This window comes from Paenibacillus sp. P2(2022) (assembly GCF_029522175.1).
Taxonomy (GTDB): domain Bacteria; phylum Bacillota; class Bacilli; order Paenibacillales; family Paenibacillaceae; genus Paenibacillus; species Paenibacillus polymyxa.
On the sequence record NZ_JAKWFI010000004.1, the window covers coordinates 409,656 to 426,232 of the forward strand.

The window sequence follows — 16,577 nt, forward strand, 5'->3', positions numbered from 1 at the left end:
TCCTCCTCTCTCTATAATCATCCTGTCTCCATCGTTCCTACTATTACAGCTTTCACTAGGTTTTCCCTTTGCATACCTATTAGATCCTATTAGAATGGTTACCTACTTATAGCAAAAAGAGAGCCGGTGCTAGTGCCCGTGCTCTCTTGAAATTTAACCACTTTAAAAGGAATATAACGGGATTACTTTTTTGCCTTTTCTGTAGAGGTTGCCGGAATCGTAACACTTCCTGTCAGTCTTGTATCCTGAGAGGAGCTGCCTACATAAATCGGAACTTCACCAGATGGCATAACCCATGCTTTGGATTTTTCATCCCAATAAGAGAGAGCTTTCGGGTCAAGCTCAATGCGGACTTTCTTCTCTTGGCCCGGCTTTAATTCCACCTTGGCCCAACCTGCCAGTTGACGGGATGGGGTCTCTACATTGGTCGGGAGCTTACCGCTGTATACCTGTACAACCTCAGCTCCAGCTTTTTTCCCAGTGTTTTTCAATTTAAGCGAAACCTCGACTGAACTTGTACGATCGGATTTCTTTCCACTCGCATGCTGTTTTACCTTCAAATCACTATATCCGAAAGTCGTGTAGGATAAACCGTGTCCAAAGGAGAACGCAGGTTGGATACCCGATTTTTCATATCCACGGTAGCCTACAAAAATACCATCTGAATAGTCACCCACTCCATTGATTCCCGGAAATTTCTCCGGTGAGGATACAGGTGTAGACTGCTCGTTAACCGGGAAGGTTACCGGTAGCTTGCCAGAAGGATTTACATCCCCAAACAAGACGCGCGCTATGGCATTCCCTTGCTCTTGACCAGCAAACCATGCCTGTACGATCGCAGGAACTTTGTCCTGCCAGGTGTCCATTTGCACAGCTCTGCCGCTCATTTGTACCACAATGGTTTTCGGATTGGCAGCGGCAACCGCACGGATCAGCCGATCCTGATTGTTCGGCAGCTCCATATCGGAACGCTCCACATAGCCTTCACTCTCATACGTACGCGTGACCACAATCGCAACATCCGATCTTTTGGCCAGCTTTACAGCATTGTCAATCAGCTTGTCTGTCGTATCTGCTGGAGGCTCCCAGCCCAGACGAACCATACCGCCAGAATCGCGACCATTTGTCGGATAATCGGCACGATATTCAATACGTATCTTATGTTTTTCCCCCGCTTTGAACGAGATGTTTTTCTTCGTTGTTTCCAGCTTCGTACCCTGATTATCTACAAATAGCTTGTCATCAATATACAACTTGCTTGATCCCAAACTGGTTAATGACAATGCATAGTCACCATCCTTGGGAGCTGCAATAGCCCCTGTCCAGCGTGCAGATATCAAACCGTTCAGGGTCGTTGGTGTATTGGGAACTTTAGGGGACTTCGCATTGAAACCCTGATAATTATAAAAGCCAAGGTTCATATTGACTTGATCATCATTGCGCACAAGAACCGGATTGCCTTCCATCTTGTTATTCGTCCAGTATTCGCCTCGCAGTCCCTGCTCAGCATCGCCATAAGTCGCATATCCAACACTGATATTCTCTTTCTGATCGGATGTGGTCAGCAACGATGACGGAACAGCTGATGGACCTGGCATAATGTCCCCCGCAGAAATAGGATCCGTGCCCGGTGCATACTGGACGGTAACTCCTTTGCCTACACGATTACGAATGCCCTCCAGCGGACTCACCGTGTACGTCGGGTTCACCAACGAACTGCCTCCGCCTGCCACGGTGCCGTTATCTGCATCTGGACCAATCACAGCAATGGATTTGAGTTTATCTTGAGACAACGGTAATACGTTGTTTTTATTTTGAAGCAGCACCATACTTTCCTCAGCCAATTGACGGGCTGTTTTACCATGGTCACGGGCATCAATTTGATTATTTTGAGCCGGGTGATCAAACAAACCTTTACTGAACATCTGCACCAGAATACGCTTAGCCTTATCATCAATCGTTTGTTCACTTACTTTACCAGTCTTGACCGCATCCAGCAGCTGATCTCCCCATTTACCATAAGGGGTTCCCGGTGTTTCCAGGTCCAAGCCGCTATTTGCCGATTCGACTGTACTCAGATTCGCGCCATAATCACTCATCACGAAGCCCTTGAATTGCATTTCCTTTTTCAAAAGGTCTGTCAGGATGGTCTTGTTCTCACATGCCGATTCGCCGTTGACCTTGTTAAAGGAGCACATAGCTCCGCCCAAATCTGCCTTGGCAATAGCCTCCTCAAACGGGCGTATGTAAATTTCATGCAGCGCACGGTCACTGACTTTGACATTTGTCGTGAAACGCTCCGTCTCCTGATTATTCATAAGGTAATGTTTCGCAGTCGCCAAAACAGGATGGCTTTGTACACCTTTGACATAAGCGGTCACCATTTGCGATTGCAGTAGCGGGTCCTCGCCCATAGATTCAAAGTTTCTCGATCCCCATGGAATACGGGCAATATCCATCCCCGGTCCAAGCACCACATTATGAGTTGTATTAAAAGCCTCGTCTCCAATCAAATCTCCATACTGTTTGGCAGCCTGAGTATCCCACGTTGCAGCCAGTGCAATAGGGGCCGGCAACGCAGTTGATTGCTTGTCCTGCACATCCGGATTGGCGATCCGCACACCCGCAGGTCCATCTGCCATCTTTAACGCTGGAATACCCAACCGTTCCATCGAATTATTATAAAATCCATAATAATTGTTGACCTTACCAGTCACCAGATCTATTTTTTCTTCCAGCGTCATTTCTTGTAACAGCAATGCTGTCCGTTTCTCAGCCGACATGGACGTGTTCATCCAAGGCCGATCTGTCCGGCTTCCTGCCGCTCCTGCAATATGCATAGGTCCGATCACAACAGCCGCAATGACTGTCATCATCACCATACGGAACACCCATGTTGATTTTACTTTCACGTTTGTAATTCCTCCTTGATGTTTGGTCATGAGGTGAATGCCTATTCAACGCTCACAGGCTTGCAAAGGCTCTCGACCCTGCGAGCTCCAACAAAAATCCAGAGCCACGGGGTAAGCAAGCAAATCAGCAAAAGCCGCAATGGCTCAAGTGACACGTTTACCACCCTACCGCACATTTTCGGAAATTTCATTGAAAGTTTTTGGAAGGAGAACACTAGGACCTTCATTCTTTCTCATAAAAAGAGAACGCTAACAATTCAGTTAACCGATCACAAGATTACACTTTTGTAACTTTTTAATGACGTATTTTTAACTATTTATAATCATAAAAAATGATTCATATGTCCCACACTTTGACATGCTTCTATGGTCTTTTTTAGCGTGCGACCAAAGCCTCTATTTAGGAAATTGGGAATACTTATGTATAAAAAAAGTTTGGGTAACAAAAAAATCCAGGAACCTGAACGGTCCCTGGAAGCACTGTGGATTCAATGTGATTATTCAAACGGATACCGAAGTCCCCACTGTGAACGAATCTGATCCATCAATTTCATAATTCCTAATGATTCATCCAAAGAAATAGTAGAGCTTTCGAGCAAACCTTCGTTCAAGCAGCGCCCAACTTCTTCTGCCTCAAAAGCATAGCCTGTAGAGGAACGATCATCCTGAAAGTTTTGCGCCTCTTCACCGTCCACAACTAAAGTAGCCGATGTACCATTCAGGAACGACGGAATGTGAATATAGCCCTTGGTTCCATGGATATAAGCTTCATTCGTCAGTCCGAGACGAACTGCCCCATTAAGCATAGCTGTACGTCCTTTTCCATAATCCAACATGATTGAAAATGTCTCATCAACGCCAGTTTCCCCGATATAAGCAGTACTCCATACATGCTCTGGTTCAGGGCCAAAGATCATCGAAGCAAAAGAAACGGGGTAAATTCCCGCATCTAATAATGCCCCTCCGCCCAGCTCGGGATTCAATAATCTTCCCTCTGGGTTCCAATCTATGCGAAAACCGAATTCCGCCTTCACCAACTTCACTTCACCAATACGTCCCGCATGTAGCCACTCCTTCACTTGGCGTATCGGAGGCAAAAAACGCGTCCACATGGCTTCCATCAGGAATAGCTTATGGTCACGGGCGTAACGGATTAGTTCCTCCAACTCTTTGCTGTTGACGGTGAAGGGTTTCTCACACAAGACGGCTTTGCCCGCTCGTAGAGCTGCTAGAACATTTTCTTTATGAAAAGGATGAGGAGTCCCTATGTAAATAGCATCGACCTCGGAATCTTGCACTAATTCCTCATAGCTACCATAAGCCTGTGCCATTTGATGCTTGGCTGCAAATTCGGTAGCGCTTTCAATATTGCGTGATCCAACGGCGTATCCTTCTCCATTCGTAACATGTTGCAGATCGGCAACAAACTGATCTGAGATCCATCCCGTACCGACAATTCCCCATTTAATCTTTTTGCTCATACTTGTATCCCTCCCAGTTGTATAGTTAACATTGGCTTACACGGTCTTCTTCATTCTAGCAAACACCTGTCCTAAACAAAAGGAATTCCTGCTCGGCGGCAGTTTGTATTGCAGCTCGGCAGGAAGGCAGCGAGGCGAGCACGAAGTCAGTTTTGAGCAGGAATTTCCTTTAGGATCGTCTTGGTTCAGGCCATTTATTGAATGGTGTATTTGTAAAACTTTTTATCTACTTTCATAACTGGAAAGCCCATTGGCAATTCATCAAGAGCTATACTAACAAATCCATTCTTCTCATAAAAATGATGAGCGGCTACGAATTGCGGTGTTGTTCCAAGATAGATTCCCTCAACAGACCGTTCCTTGGCCCATCCTATGGCATGCTGAAGTAATTGATTTGAAACATTAAAGGCTTTGCCTCTATAGTTTTGTTTTACAAACATCTTTCTGAGCGCCGTCTTATGGTTTCCGATATCTAGTAAGGCAACCGTCCCTACTACGATTCCTTCGTGAAGAGCCACCCAGAAGTTGCCGTTACCATGCTGATAAAAGTTTTCAATATCAAGCAGATCAGGCTGATCTTCTTTAGTGATGGCGATATTATATTCGTTCTGTTGAATATGTAGAATTAAATCGACTACTTGCGATTGATACTCAGTTGTGTACTCTTGTAAAAGGATACTATTTATCATCGCTGTATTCTCCTATTATCGTCAATTGTGATGTCGTAAGCTTCCCTTCAAAACCAGGAACAACTTTTTACGCATATCTCCTTATTCGAGCTCGATTCATACCTGAGATTAAATAACTCAACCTCCGCAGCTAAACTTAGCTTCCACTTGCACAGTCGATGATTTTGAAGCCTTGTCTAGATGCGAACGTTGAGTTAATTATGATTTTCTTTATATTACAATTTCTATTCTACGCTTGAAGCTGTTCAAGAATTTGTGGGTCCTTGATTTTCTGATCATCAGCCAGCAACGCTATTTTGGATAGAATCTCGGCTGTTCTTGGATCCTCATCCAGAAACGGCAGGAAGATGCGACCACGATGCTGCGAATGCACCGGAATAATGTGCAGTGCTCCCTTGGCTTGCTTGTAGACCCCACCGCTTCCGAGGTGCACCGCATACTCGCCAAGATTCCCATCTATACGTGCGTAATTCCCATCTAAGCGTACATTGCTAATTTTCAGCAGACGAAGGGATTCCTGTACAATGACCTTACGCATTTCAACGGTTGTCAGACTAGCCTCTGGATCAACGCCGCCTACATGAGCAACACTGACGACCAGATCCACGTCCCGCATAACTTCAGAGAACAGAACAGGTGGAACCTCCTCCAAAGGCACGCTCTTATATGTTGTCCGATCAAAGAACTGCACGGTCTCCAGTGTAGGAGCCTCAGTATCCGCTGGTGAGAACCAATCGGCCATGGCATACAGGTTCGCAATCAGATTCTCGGCATAGTACACCTTCTGGAGTCCGTCTTCATAGCTGACTGTCCATTGGCGACTTTTTAGTAAGGATACCGTTTTATTCGGCTGTACCTGATGTCCCGCATACCGACGGGAAACTGTCGCGTTGGCACGTTCATCAGCATTCAGCAGATACAGCTCACGGAACACCTGCTTAAATGGCTGGCGTATCTGGCGGTCGAATAAGTCCTTCTGGAATTCGCTCCAACGACCACTTTCGTACAAATGAAGTGGATGTGCAATAACCAACTTATCCTCTTCTCCAATAGTATGCTGTTCAGCAGAAGGAGCAGTCAACACCAACGTATCCCCATTAAAATAACCGAGGTGATCACCAGCTTTGAAAACCAGTGTCCTCACCAGCGGAGCAAGCACAGGATTGCCTAACAATCCTCTTAATTCCTTCACCATAAAGGTCGTACCAGACTCCATAGAGCGTTCCAATTCTTTGCGAGCTCTGCGATATTGGTCTACCAGATCTCCTTTAAGCTCTTTCAACGCCGTAACATACTCATCCTTCTTGAAACGAGCCGGAATGGATTTCAGCGTCTTCCCTTTGCTGACAATTTCAATATCTGCCGTTCCTTCATCATCAATGACCAGTTGTATCGTTGTAGCCTCATCTAAGGCATGGGGCTCAAAATAAGAGCGGAGATCATCCAGCTTGCGAGCTTCCATGTCCCAGACGAGACGGGTTACGTCATCATAACCTGCATTACGTGCCAAATTCCCGAGCGCAATCCGTGAAACCAGTGCCTCACTAGCCTTACGCTGTGCCCCGAATTTCTTGCTTTGTTCCAGAAACTTCTGGATAAAATCATAACGTTCGCGGACATCTGGTTCAGGCGGCTCGGCAAGTGGAATCAAACTGTAGGTCAACAAATGGTCTTTGTTTCGCTTGTCTTCCACTGATTTTTCCATTTCACTCCGTTTCAGCTTACCCAGCGTTGCATCCGCAAACAATTGGGATCGACGATGATTGGCTCCAGCCGAAATATACTTGGCACAGTCGTACAGCAGATCAAATCGTTCCTCGCCCAGCGTCTCATAGGCCTCATGAAACCAGTGAATATCAAAGGCACCATCATTAAAATCCTGCGGAGCTATCGGTGAATAATGAGCTACAATCGTTTCCTTCTCAGCCGAAAAGCCTTCATTGATATGCGCATGGAAGTACCATGCTGCACTGCGAAGTCCTTCCCACCCGAGATAGCCTGCTACAATCTCAATCCATTGTGGGGCATACATTGCCGCCTCCAACAAACGTTTATCTGTAATTTTAGTGTTCTTCAGCTTCTCCTTGAGTAATGCAGCATCCTCGCCATCACTTGGATAACATGCCTTGAGCAAGTGGCTGAACGATTCTTTTTTGGTAATACGATCACCGTAGCCATACACATAACCACGCACGAACGTTTCCTTGTCGAGCCCCTCCAGAATACGGATAAAATAATCCATGCCTTCAATCCGGCTCAGACCCATCACCTTTGACGTGGCTTCGGTAGGCAAATCGCCTCGAACCAATTCAACCTCTAGCAGTCGATCAATAACCGTACGACGTATCTCCAAAAATTCTGGCTTGCTGGAAATCCATGTATTACGAGCATTGGTTAAGGTGCTCATATGCCTTCTGCTTTCACTACCGGCCAGCAGCTCCCGATACACTTCACCTACACTGATCAGTCCTTTTTCATAGGCTTTGAAGTGATCCTCCAGATCCAGCGGAGAATAAAAACGATTTTCCATGCCTGGCCATTCTGCGTAGTTCACAAAGGTATGGAAAAAGCGCTTAAAGGACTCATTATCATGGACTCGCCCTTTCTCCAATGCCAACCACGGGCCGGACAATAAATGAAACATTCCCATATCCTCTACAGGTCTATCCTTAGGCATACTTTGCATTAGTGAATTGAAGGCAAGGTCGATTACGTCAAATGTTTCGGAACCGGCTGTGTCCATAAAATAAGCATTAATTAATGTGCTTACCTGATCGGAATAGGTCAGCTCTGCCATCCACTTTTGAACCTCGTTAATCCGCTCTAAAGGATACATTTGTTCGGCGAAGTCTTTACGCCATCCTTCTAGCAGCTTTTGCTTGCTTTGTTCTGAATAGCCAAAGTTAAATGAGAAATATCGATAGTAGCGATCCAACGTTTGGTCCATTGGCTCCAATCGATCATAAAAAACAAGCTCCAGCAGATCACGTGCTTCTATGCCGCTTTCCTGCAAATATCGTTCCCATTCCTCATAAAGAGGATATAAAGACAGCCTGGAATCTACTTCTTCATCGACCTGAACCAGTCGTAGAGGGCGAAGATTCGTCCCAATAAGCAATGTATCTTTGTAGCCTGAATAATACTCCGCAGTATATTCCACATCACGATGATGATGAACAAGCTCATCCAGTCCACTCAAAAACTGCTTGAGCTTCTCCAATGGACTAGCAAAAACATCGGCCATTCGGAAATCACCCAGATCAACCTTCTCTTCCAACCAAGCTTCCTTGACATTCGGATCGTACAAGCCAAAGCCGTTTGTCCCTGTATAAGCATCCTCCTGTCCCAGCTTGGAAAGCAGTTGCTCCTCTTTGGCGGTGGGTTGCTGAATGATATCCGCTAAAGCCCGCAGATTTTCATACTGCTGGGCACGATCCGGGTCTGCATATATCTTTGTCAATATTTCCAGTCCACCCAATCGTTGCAGTTCCGCCTTCGCACGAAGCAAGCGTTCCAATGAGCCAGCGAGCGGATCTTCCGATTGTGAAAGCAACACACCAATGACACTTTGTCGCAACGAGCCTGTCTTGAGCTTTAATAAAGCTTCCATTTGCTGCATTTCTGGTTCCGACAGCGTCAGCTTGCGCGCCTTGGCCACAGCGAACTCACGGATACTCATACTTTTGTCAGACAAGCTGGAAAAAATAAAATCACGCTGTACCGCATCCTCAGGGTTCTGCACAAAATGATTCAATATCTCGCCGCGCAGATTAGGGCTAATCTGATCCTTTAAGGCTATAATTTCCCCAATCCAGGAAGCATCCATATCATAACCAGCGAGATACAGCATTTTTTGAATAGGTGCATCCGAGCGGTGATACAGGTTTACATAATCCAGCACCTTGGAAGGCTCGGTAGACTCACCCTTTTTCATATGTACAAATAGATTATGAAGTCGTTCAAAATCCTTACGACGCTCCTCTTTGCTCTCCAGCAAAGGAGTGCGCGCCACTTTAACGATTCGATCCGCGACCGTCCCGCCTTCTACCCATTCATAAAAATAATCAGTTGTATAGTTCGTCAGTATCCAATAGCGAAGCTCCGGGTCCGTCTCATCCAGATATTCTCTCGCAATTCCGAGGCGCAGATCCTTGTTTTTAGTATTAGACAGTACATACTGTGCTACAATCTTCTGGTATGCTGCTCCCTGCTCCATAAGTTGGCGAACCTGTCCATATAAATCACGTTCCTCATGTACTGCCGTAGCCCACAAACTCATATATAGTTCGTTAGCATTTGAGCTGATCAGCCATTCCTGGCGCAGTTCACTGCGAGTCAATGCTTCATATGCCTGCTCAATCAGCTGGCGAACGACCCGCTGATTGGCAGATTCCAGGCCCATGCCCGTCCACACTGCAAGCGCCCGCACTACCGAACTGTATCGAATGAAGCCTTGGTCGATGATCACCTTTAACAGATAAATGAGAGCCTGAGGAGTTCCTTCATCCATTTGCTCCACAATGCTTTGGCGTAATCCCTCTTGAAGCCTGGCCGCTGCCAGCAGCTCGCCAATCATGTGATAATTCTCATCTTGATGGCTTAGCAGCATGCCTTTAATCATATTGCGCGTAAGTAGCGCCGCCTGATTATCCCCATAAATAATAGCTTTTAGCGCCTCTAGCACCTGTGAATTGCCGTTGTCTAGCTCGTAAGCAATCCAATCACCAATCGTTTCCTGAATCCGGTAATCCCTGCCTGGTTCGTAATCCTTTTTCGTTAAATAATCCATTATAGAGAATCCGATACAGTCCATTCGGATCAACTGCACCATTTTTTTATAAACCCGGGAAGTATGAGCGGTAATATCAGAAGTGCGAAACGGTCTGCGCTCATACCCAGTGCTGTAAGGATATTCGGTCACATGCTCGGTTAGATGTGCAAACACATCGCCAGCTGTTTGTCCAATTAGAGAACGCAACACTTCTGCCAGTGGCTTGAACAGCGGTTCTCCGCTTTCTGCCGCCCGTTCTTTCAGTATTTGCTGACATTTGGTAAATGGCTCCTCAACCTCTTGTATGTAATGAAGCTTACCCAGTTCCACAACATACTGAGCCAACTCCTGCTGTTGTCCACCCAGTTGCGCCGCGCGCTCTTTCAGTGTGGCGAAATATTCTTGCTCATTGTTCTCCTGATGCATATTTCGTCTCCTCCTCTACCATAGGCCTCCAGCCAACATTGTGAAGCGTATAAATACAATCTCATCCCCTGCATGAAGTGACAAAGGAGCGTCCAGTTCAATCGCTTCCTCATCACATACAAAAACCCTGTATAAACCATCCTCAAAGGCCTGCATCGCCGTGTTCACGGCAGCCTCAATATTAGGAACACCATCATTATATATGGAACCGAATCCAACTTTGCCTGTCTCGCCTTGTGCCTGAATTTCCTCTCCCGTGAGGAACGGAATCAGCGCGACACTCTCCTGCTTTTCCCGTAGCTTTTGAACATTCAGGGCAACGGTTGCTGTAATCAAATCTCGCAATGTTTCTGGAGTAGGGCTCAGCTCTATTTCCTGTTGTGCGAGTGCGGGTTTACGCTTTCCCAAACTTTTTACAGTTACAAACAGCTTCATATTGTTTCCCTTCCTTTTTTTATTGACGCTTTTGACCCGTTGTCAGCTGAATTTCTCGACCCTCCTACAAACATCGTTAATAAAACATAAAACGAATGTTTGTTCGTATATTTATTTTAATAGGTTCCTTATCATTACTCTATCACCCTTTATGACCAAAATTCACAGTGCTGTAATACACTAAAATCTTAAAAAATAAGACTTTGTACCCTGATTTCGATGAATTTTACCCATATTAAGGATGAAAAAGAAAAAGACCTGCACAAGGGAGACCATCTGCTCTTCACAGACTGCACTCCATTATACAGGTCAAATATCATCAAAAATAATGTTTCAATACTTATTTATTTAAAATGCTGGAACCACGCTATCCTTGTAATTGTCCTCAAAAAATTTGCGTACTTCCGGTCCGGTCATTCGTTTTGCTAGCTTTTGAACGGCATCGGAATCTACATTATCCTTACGCGCTACCAAATTAATGGCAAAGTGCGTATCATCTTTTTCGGTAATCAGCGCGTCCTTCTTCGGTGTCAGACCGAGCGGCTTGGCATATGCGGGATACATGGCAGCCATGTCCACATCATCCAGCGACCGCGCCAGCATCAACAAATCCACTTCTTTAAACACAAACTTTTTCTTATTCTCAATAATATCAGCCTGTGTAGCATTATAGCCTACACCTTCTTTAAGCTTGATTAGACCGTTTTGCTCCATCATTACCAAAGAACGTCCGGTATTGGCTGGATCATTGGCAATGGCAATCGTCGCACCTTCGGGCAGGTCTTTAACGTTCTTGTATTTTTTGGAGTACGCGCCATAAATGGCGTTGTAAATCGGTTTTACCGCTACCAAATCAGATTTGTTGCTTTCATTATATTGTTGCATAAACGGAGCATGCTGAAAGAAGTTAGCATCCACTTCACGGCTTGCCAATGCGTTGTTCGGTTGGATATTGTCTGACAGCACAACAATTTCCAGATTGACTCCGTCCTGTTTAAGCAGTGGCTTCACGATATCCAGCACATCTGTCATCGGTGGGATCAGCGTGGCTACTTTCAAGGTCACTTCTTTTTGGGATGTTGCTTCTTTAGTTGTTGTTTCTTGTGTAGCCTGCTTCTGACCACCGCATCCGGCAACCAGCAGCATAACCACTGCAAACAGTGTAAGTAATTTCAAGTTCGTTTTCATGTTGTTTTTCCGACTCATTCGATGATGAACCTCCAAATTAGTTGTGATTGGGAAGATAAAAAATGAGTTACAGTGGGAGGTCGAGCCGCTTCGCGTGCAGATTGTTCTTCCGATCGCTGTTGAAATGGGATTCTCTCATTTAAAGTGATGATAGGTTAGAATCCCATTTCAAAGGCGAACGCTAACGCTTCTCCAGAACAATTCTGCCCGCTCCGCTTTTGAGGCACTGTAAAGTCATTTTTATTTCCCATAGTGAGTTGTGCAAGTGTTAATAAAGAGATTCATAAACCTCTTACCGCTTGTCGATCCGGCGGGATATGGTGCTTCCGGTGAACTGGATCGTTTGTACGAAAATAATCATAACGACGATGGTGAACGCCATCAAGCCTGTTTCAAACCGCTGGTAACCATAGCGAATGGCAAAATCGCCTACCCCGCCGCCGCCCACAATGCCCATCACCGTGGAGTAGGAGATGAAGCTAATGGTGGACGTGGTCAAACCTAGTACAAGTCCAGAACGGGCTTCCACGTATAGAAATTTAAAAATAAGCTGGAGGGTGGATGCTCCCATAGACGTAGCGGCTTCAATCACACCCTTGGGCACCTCAAGCAACGATTGTTCCACCAGTCTCGAATAATAGGCGATAGCTACCACTGACAAGGGAACCGTAGCTGCCATCGTGCCCAGCGCCGTGCCTACCACCAAACGTGTAAATGGAATCATAAACACCACGAGCAGCAAAAACGGAAACGAGCGGATAACATTGACCAGACTGTTCAGTATGGTGAAGAGCAGTCGATTTTCATATTTTTGCCCTTTACCACACAAATATAAAATCGTTCCTGCCGGAAGCCCTAACAGTACAGCTGCTGCGATAGAAATCCCCACCATGATAAACGTCTCCCCGATGGCTTTCCATATCTCTGACTGATACTGTGCAATGATGTTCAACATGTCATTCATCAGCTTCACCTGCTTCCAAGGTTGAACCTACCATAGGGTCAGCTACATGTTTCGTTGAAAGTAATTTCCCGTCCCGCATTTCGGATACACGGGTACAAATATTGCGTACCACGTCCATATCGTGTGTGACGATTACAATCGTAACTCCCAGTTCACGGTTGATCTCCCTTAACACGCCCAGAATATCAGCGGTCGTCTGCGGGTCAAGGGCTGAGGTCGGCTCATCACAAAGCAGCACCGCAGGACGATTCGCCAGTGCTCTGGCAATCGCCACACGTTGCTTTTGGCCTCCGCTCAGTTGTGCCGGATACTGTTCTGCCTTATCCGCTAAACCAACGAATTGCAGGCATTCGCGCACGCGTTCCGCTCGCTCTTTTTTCGCGACACCTGCCAGCTCCAACGGCATTGCTACATTTCCACTTACCGTCCGATTATGAACAAGATGATAATGCTGAAAAATCATCCCTATGGATCGCCGCGCTTCACGGAGACGTTTTTCCGGCATGCGAGTCAGATCTTCCCCGTTCACAACCACGTTTCCCTCATCCGGCCTTTCCAATACATTCATCAACCGGAGCAACGTAGACTTGCCGGCACCGCTGGCACCTATGATACCGTGAATTTCCCCTTCCTCCACTTGAAGAGACACGGATTGAACCGCATGAAATGGGCCGCTTGAGGTGGTATAATGCTTGTTTACCTGATGCAGCGTAATCATGAAACTTGGCCTCCTGATGATCCATTACTGCGGGAAAATGTAATAAGCCCGCCAGCCCAGGCGGGTCTGTACGAGCCGTCAATTCCCATTGCATTAATATACCACAGAGCAGAAATCGGGCAAAGCCTTTTGACAACAATTAACGTACATCCCATACCCCCACATAAGGAAAGCAGGTACCAAGTCCCCAAGCTAGCATCAGCAGCACCACAAAATACAAAATAAATATAATATCTACAGCCGAATAGCCGATCGCATAATAATACGTACGCTTGGTTTCATTAGCAAAGCCCTTGGCTTCCATGGCTATAGCAATGCGCTGCGCACGCCGGATACTTTGAGCGAGCAGCGGAATTGCGTACCTGCGCAGCGTGGCATACATATTCCATTTGGACACATGCTGGTGCAAACCTCGAATACGGTGGGCATGTCTCAAAGCCTGAAATTCCTCCAGCATCATCGGTATCAACCGCATAGCTGCCAAAAAGCTGTACGCATACTTGGGAGGGAGCTTCCATTGCTGCATCAGTGAATAAAAAAGGCTCACCGGACGAGTCGTTAAACCAAACAGCAACCCTGCTGCGGCCATACTCAGTGCACGAAAGCCCAGATGCATCCCTCGGTAAAAGCTTTCCTGCGTAATATGGATCAGGCCCCATGTCCACCAGGTCGTCACTCCTTTGCCAAACATCATCATGCCTGTTGAGGTTGAAATAAACACCAATATAAAGGGAGATCCGTACAGCAGCAGCCGCTTCCATGGATGGCCTGACCAGACAAGCAACAGCAGCATAGCACATGTAACATTAAACATAACGTTCGGATCATGGATGACTATAACGATCACAAACAGCAGAGAAAACATCACAAGCTTTAGGCCCGGATTCACACGATGTAGCCATGTTTCATGATGAGGAAAGGACAGGCTCATACCGTAGCTCTCCTTTCTGAATCCGCCATATATCGGTACAATATCGACGGACAATTTCTGGGTCATGCGTAATCATCACAATGGTCGTGCCTGCCGCTCTCAGCTGTTCCAACATATCCAGCATGACAAAGGTATTACGCGCATCCTGCCCAAAAGTCGGTTCGTCCAGCAGCAGCACTTCCGGCTCCCGGATTATTACCGTAGCAATACTTAATCGTCTTTTTTGACCCAGCGAGAGCTGATACGGATGGCGTTCATCCAGTCGCTCCAATCCGAACTGCATAAGCATTCGATCCACTCGTTCTCTGCACTGTTCAGCGGTAAACAAACTCTTGGGTAACGAATACTCCAGTTCACTTCGCACGGTGTTCGCTACAAATTGCAGCTCTGGATTTTGAAACGCGAACCCAATGCGCTCAGCCAGTTGCTCCGTATTGCCTGCCTCAGCTCCGCACACGCGATAACGCCCCTGCGTGTGAAGTAAGCGCATCATAGAGAGCAGAAGCGAGCTTTTGCCAGCCCCGTTTTCACCGACCACACCAATCCAGTCGCCAGGCTTCACCTGCGCTTGCTCCACATAAATGACTGAGCTCCCTCCCCGAAGTCCGCTAAAATGTTCCAACTCCAGCAAATTTGTTGTACATGCTGAAGTGGACGGACTATCCGCAAGCAACGCATCATTCTGCTGCGTCATAGAATCATTCCAACGTGGTGAAGACGATTCATCCCATACTCCCGGATACCACACGCCATACTCGGATAATGCTTGTCGGTGTATATGAAATACTTCTTCCGCCCTTCCGTCCGCAATAATCTCCCCTTGAGCAGAAAGCACCACAATCCGATCCACATCCTGGACAATTTCATTAATTTTATGCTCTACAATCACCAGCGTCTGGTCTGCCGAAATGTTGCGAATGGTATCCCACACCTGTGTAGTACCTTCCTCGTCCAACAAGGCTGTCGGCTCATCCAGAAAAAGCACTTCCGGCTCCATAGCCAGCACCGATGCAATCGCCAGCCGCTGTTTCATTCCTTGTGACATGCTGGCAATGGGCAGATGTATATCATCCGTTGGAAGACCAACCTGCATTAGCAGCTCGCGAATACGGGATGGCATCTGCTCCCTTGGAACCTGCTTATTTTCCAATACAAAAGCCAGTTCCTCGTCTGCATATGACATACAAAACTGTGTGTCGGGATCTTGAAATACAATACCAGAGAGACTCGGGATCACGGCAGCATCGTATTTCATAGGCACTTCTATCGTGCGTGGAATCAGACCGCTCAGCACCTGAAGCAGCGTTGATTTGCCGCATCCGCTTGGACCCAGCAGCAGTAGCTTTTCCCCTTTGCGGACAGATAAGGACATATTGTGGAAAAGCAGCTCTTGCTCACCGGGAAATTTCAAACGAAGACGGGTGATCGAAGCTACCACATCTTCGTTGGCCGCGCTCATCAATCCAGCCCCTTATAATCTTGTTCCGTTGCCGGTCTCAAACTTCGCGTAACTCCGGTTACCTCCAGCGCCTTAGCCAGATAGAAAGCGAATACCCCAGCAATCACAATACTGCCAATCATCCGAAATCCAATATACAAAACATAGTTCCAGGTCGATAGCTGATCAATATACCCATAGCTGAAGTCTAAAATCAAAGAAGTGACAGCCGCCCCTGCCGCAGCTAATGAAGCGACCCACAGGTTTGCGTTCCGATACAGAAAAGCCGCAAAGAACAGCTCCGCTCCCAAGCCTTGCAGCAGACCATAGTACAAGGTGGACATGCCCCATTCGCTTCCCAAAAAAGCACTGACTGTGGCCGCGGCCACTTCTGCCAAAATCGCAACTCCCGGCTTGCGAATGATAAGATAAGCGAACGTGCCAGCCATAAACCACATGCCATACATCAGTTGCTCGGCATGCAGACCAAATGGTTTCATTAAATCATAGGCAGGTCCCCATATTTTGTAGACTAGCCCGAACACCACGGAGATTACAATCGTGACCAAAATATCAGTCAGCTTCAACCCTTTCGACGCTTTTACACTCGTATTCATTGTTGAT

General features: G+C 46.6%; 11 protein-coding genes. All 11 read right to left on the reverse strand.

Annotated features, from left to right (window positions below):
* Positions 1 to 182: 182 nt before the first annotated feature.
* The 11 genes from MMB75_RS16165 to MMB75_RS16215 all read right to left on the reverse strand — a co-directional run bounded on the left by MMB75_RS16165 (position 183) and on the right by MMB75_RS16215 (position 16,570).
* A complete protein-coding gene (locus tag MMB75_RS16165; protein WP_025364118.1) occupies positions 183 to 2,912 on the reverse strand; it encodes a beta-glucosidase in 2,730 nt (909 codons plus the stop codon).
* Between the two features lie 497 nt (positions 2,913 to 3,409).
* Complete coding sequence (locus tag MMB75_RS16170; protein ID WP_277508803.1) at positions 3,410 to 4,393, reverse strand: Gfo/Idh/MocA family protein; 984 nt, start codon at positions 4,391 to 4,393, stop codon at positions 3,410 to 3,412.
* A gap of 194 nt (positions 4,394 to 4,587) precedes the next feature.
* Positions 4,588 to 5,082 (reverse strand): GNAT family N-acetyltransferase, encoded by a 495-nt coding sequence (locus MMB75_RS16175; RefSeq protein ID WP_025364116.1) that lies wholly within the window; start codon positions 5,080 to 5,082, stop codon positions 4,588 to 4,590.
* Between the two features lie 229 nt (positions 5,083 to 5,311).
* Positions 5,312 to 10,279: a DUF4132 domain-containing protein gene (locus tag MMB75_RS16180; RefSeq protein WP_025364115.1), complete on the reverse strand. Its 4,968-nt coding sequence runs from the start codon at positions 10,277 to 10,279 to the stop codon at positions 5,312 to 5,314.
* A gap of 15 nt (positions 10,280 to 10,294) precedes the next feature.
* Positions 10,295 to 10,714 (reverse strand): hypothetical protein, encoded by a 420-nt coding sequence (locus MMB75_RS16185; RefSeq protein WP_016819899.1) that lies wholly within the window; start codon positions 10,712 to 10,714, stop codon positions 10,295 to 10,297.
* A gap of 348 nt (positions 10,715 to 11,062) precedes the next feature.
* Positions 11,063 to 11,920 carry a MetQ/NlpA family ABC transporter substrate-binding protein gene (locus tag MMB75_RS16190; RefSeq protein ID WP_113050974.1) on the reverse strand — a complete coding sequence of 286 codons (858 nt, stop codon included), beginning with the start codon at positions 11,918 to 11,920 and terminating at the stop codon, positions 11,063 to 11,065.
* Between the two features lie 274 nt (positions 11,921 to 12,194).
* Positions 12,195 to 12,866, reverse strand: coding sequence for a methionine ABC transporter permease (locus MMB75_RS16195; RefSeq protein WP_016819897.1), 672 nt, complete (start codon positions 12,864 to 12,866; stop codon positions 12,195 to 12,197).
* The gene (locus tag MMB75_RS16200) at positions 12,859 to 13,584 is read right to left on the reverse strand and encodes a methionine ABC transporter ATP-binding protein (RefSeq protein WP_016819896.1); all 726 of its coding nucleotides are present in this window, start codon (positions 13,582 to 13,584) and stop codon (positions 12,859 to 12,861) included. Before MMB75_RS16200 ends, MMB75_RS16195 begins: the two co-directional genes overlap by 8 nt.
* A 139-nt stretch (positions 13,585 to 13,723) precedes the next feature.
* Entirely contained in the window at positions 13,724 to 14,515 is a 792-nt protein-coding gene (locus tag MMB75_RS16205) for an energy-coupling factor transporter transmembrane component T family protein (RefSeq protein WP_016819895.1), read from the reverse strand.
* The gene (locus MMB75_RS16210) at positions 14,490 to 15,974 is read right to left on the reverse strand and encodes an ABC transporter ATP-binding protein (RefSeq protein WP_277508809.1); all 1,485 of its coding nucleotides are present in this window, start codon (positions 15,972 to 15,974) and stop codon (positions 14,490 to 14,492) included. The genes MMB75_RS16205 and MMB75_RS16210 overlap by 26 nt, the downstream gene beginning before the upstream one ends.
* On the reverse strand, positions 15,974 to 16,570 hold the full coding sequence (locus MMB75_RS16215; RefSeq protein WP_064962529.1) for an ECF transporter S component: 597 nt from the start codon (positions 16,568 to 16,570) through the stop codon (positions 15,974 to 15,976). The genes MMB75_RS16210 and MMB75_RS16215 overlap by 1 nt, the downstream gene beginning before the upstream one ends.
* Between the last annotated feature and the right edge of the window lie 7 nt (positions 16,571 to 16,577).

Bases quoted from the DNA above. Each gene is read 5' to 3' on its own strand.
- MMB75_RS16205 (WP_016819895.1), bottom strand. From the start codon at position 14,515: ATGAGCCTGTCCTTTCCTCATCATGAAACATGGCTACATCGTGTGAAT.
- MMB75_RS16190 (WP_113050974.1), bottom strand. From the start codon at position 11,920: ATGAGTCGGAAAAACAACATGAAAACGAACTTGAAATTACTTACACTG.
- MMB75_RS16170 (WP_277508803.1), bottom strand. From the start codon at position 4,393: ATGAGCAAAAAGATTAAATGGGGAATTGTCGGTACGGGATGGATCTCA.
- MMB75_RS16185 (WP_016819899.1), bottom strand. From the start codon at position 10,714: ATGAAGCTGTTTGTAACTGTAAAAAGTTTGGGAAAGCGTAAACCCGCA.
- MMB75_RS16175 (WP_025364116.1), bottom strand. From the start codon at position 5,082: ATGATAAATAGTATCCTTTTACAAGAGTACACAACTGAGTATCAATCG.
- MMB75_RS16210 (WP_277508809.1), bottom strand. From the start codon at position 15,974: ATGAGCGCGGCCAACGAAGATGTGGTAGCTTCGATCACCCGTCTTCGT.
- MMB75_RS16215 (WP_064962529.1), bottom strand. From the start codon at position 16,570: ATGAATACGAGTGTAAAAGCGTCGAAAGGGTTGAAGCTGACTGATATT.
- MMB75_RS16180 (WP_025364115.1), bottom strand. From the start codon at position 10,279: ATGCATCAGGAGAACAATGAGCAAGAATATTTCGCCACACTGAAAGAG.
- MMB75_RS16195 (WP_016819897.1), bottom strand. From the start codon at position 12,866: ATGAATGACATGTTGAACATCATTGCACAGTATCAGTCAGAGATATGG.
- MMB75_RS16200 (WP_016819896.1), bottom strand. From the start codon at position 13,584: ATGATTACGCTGCATCAGGTAAACAAGCATTATACCACCTCAAGCGGC.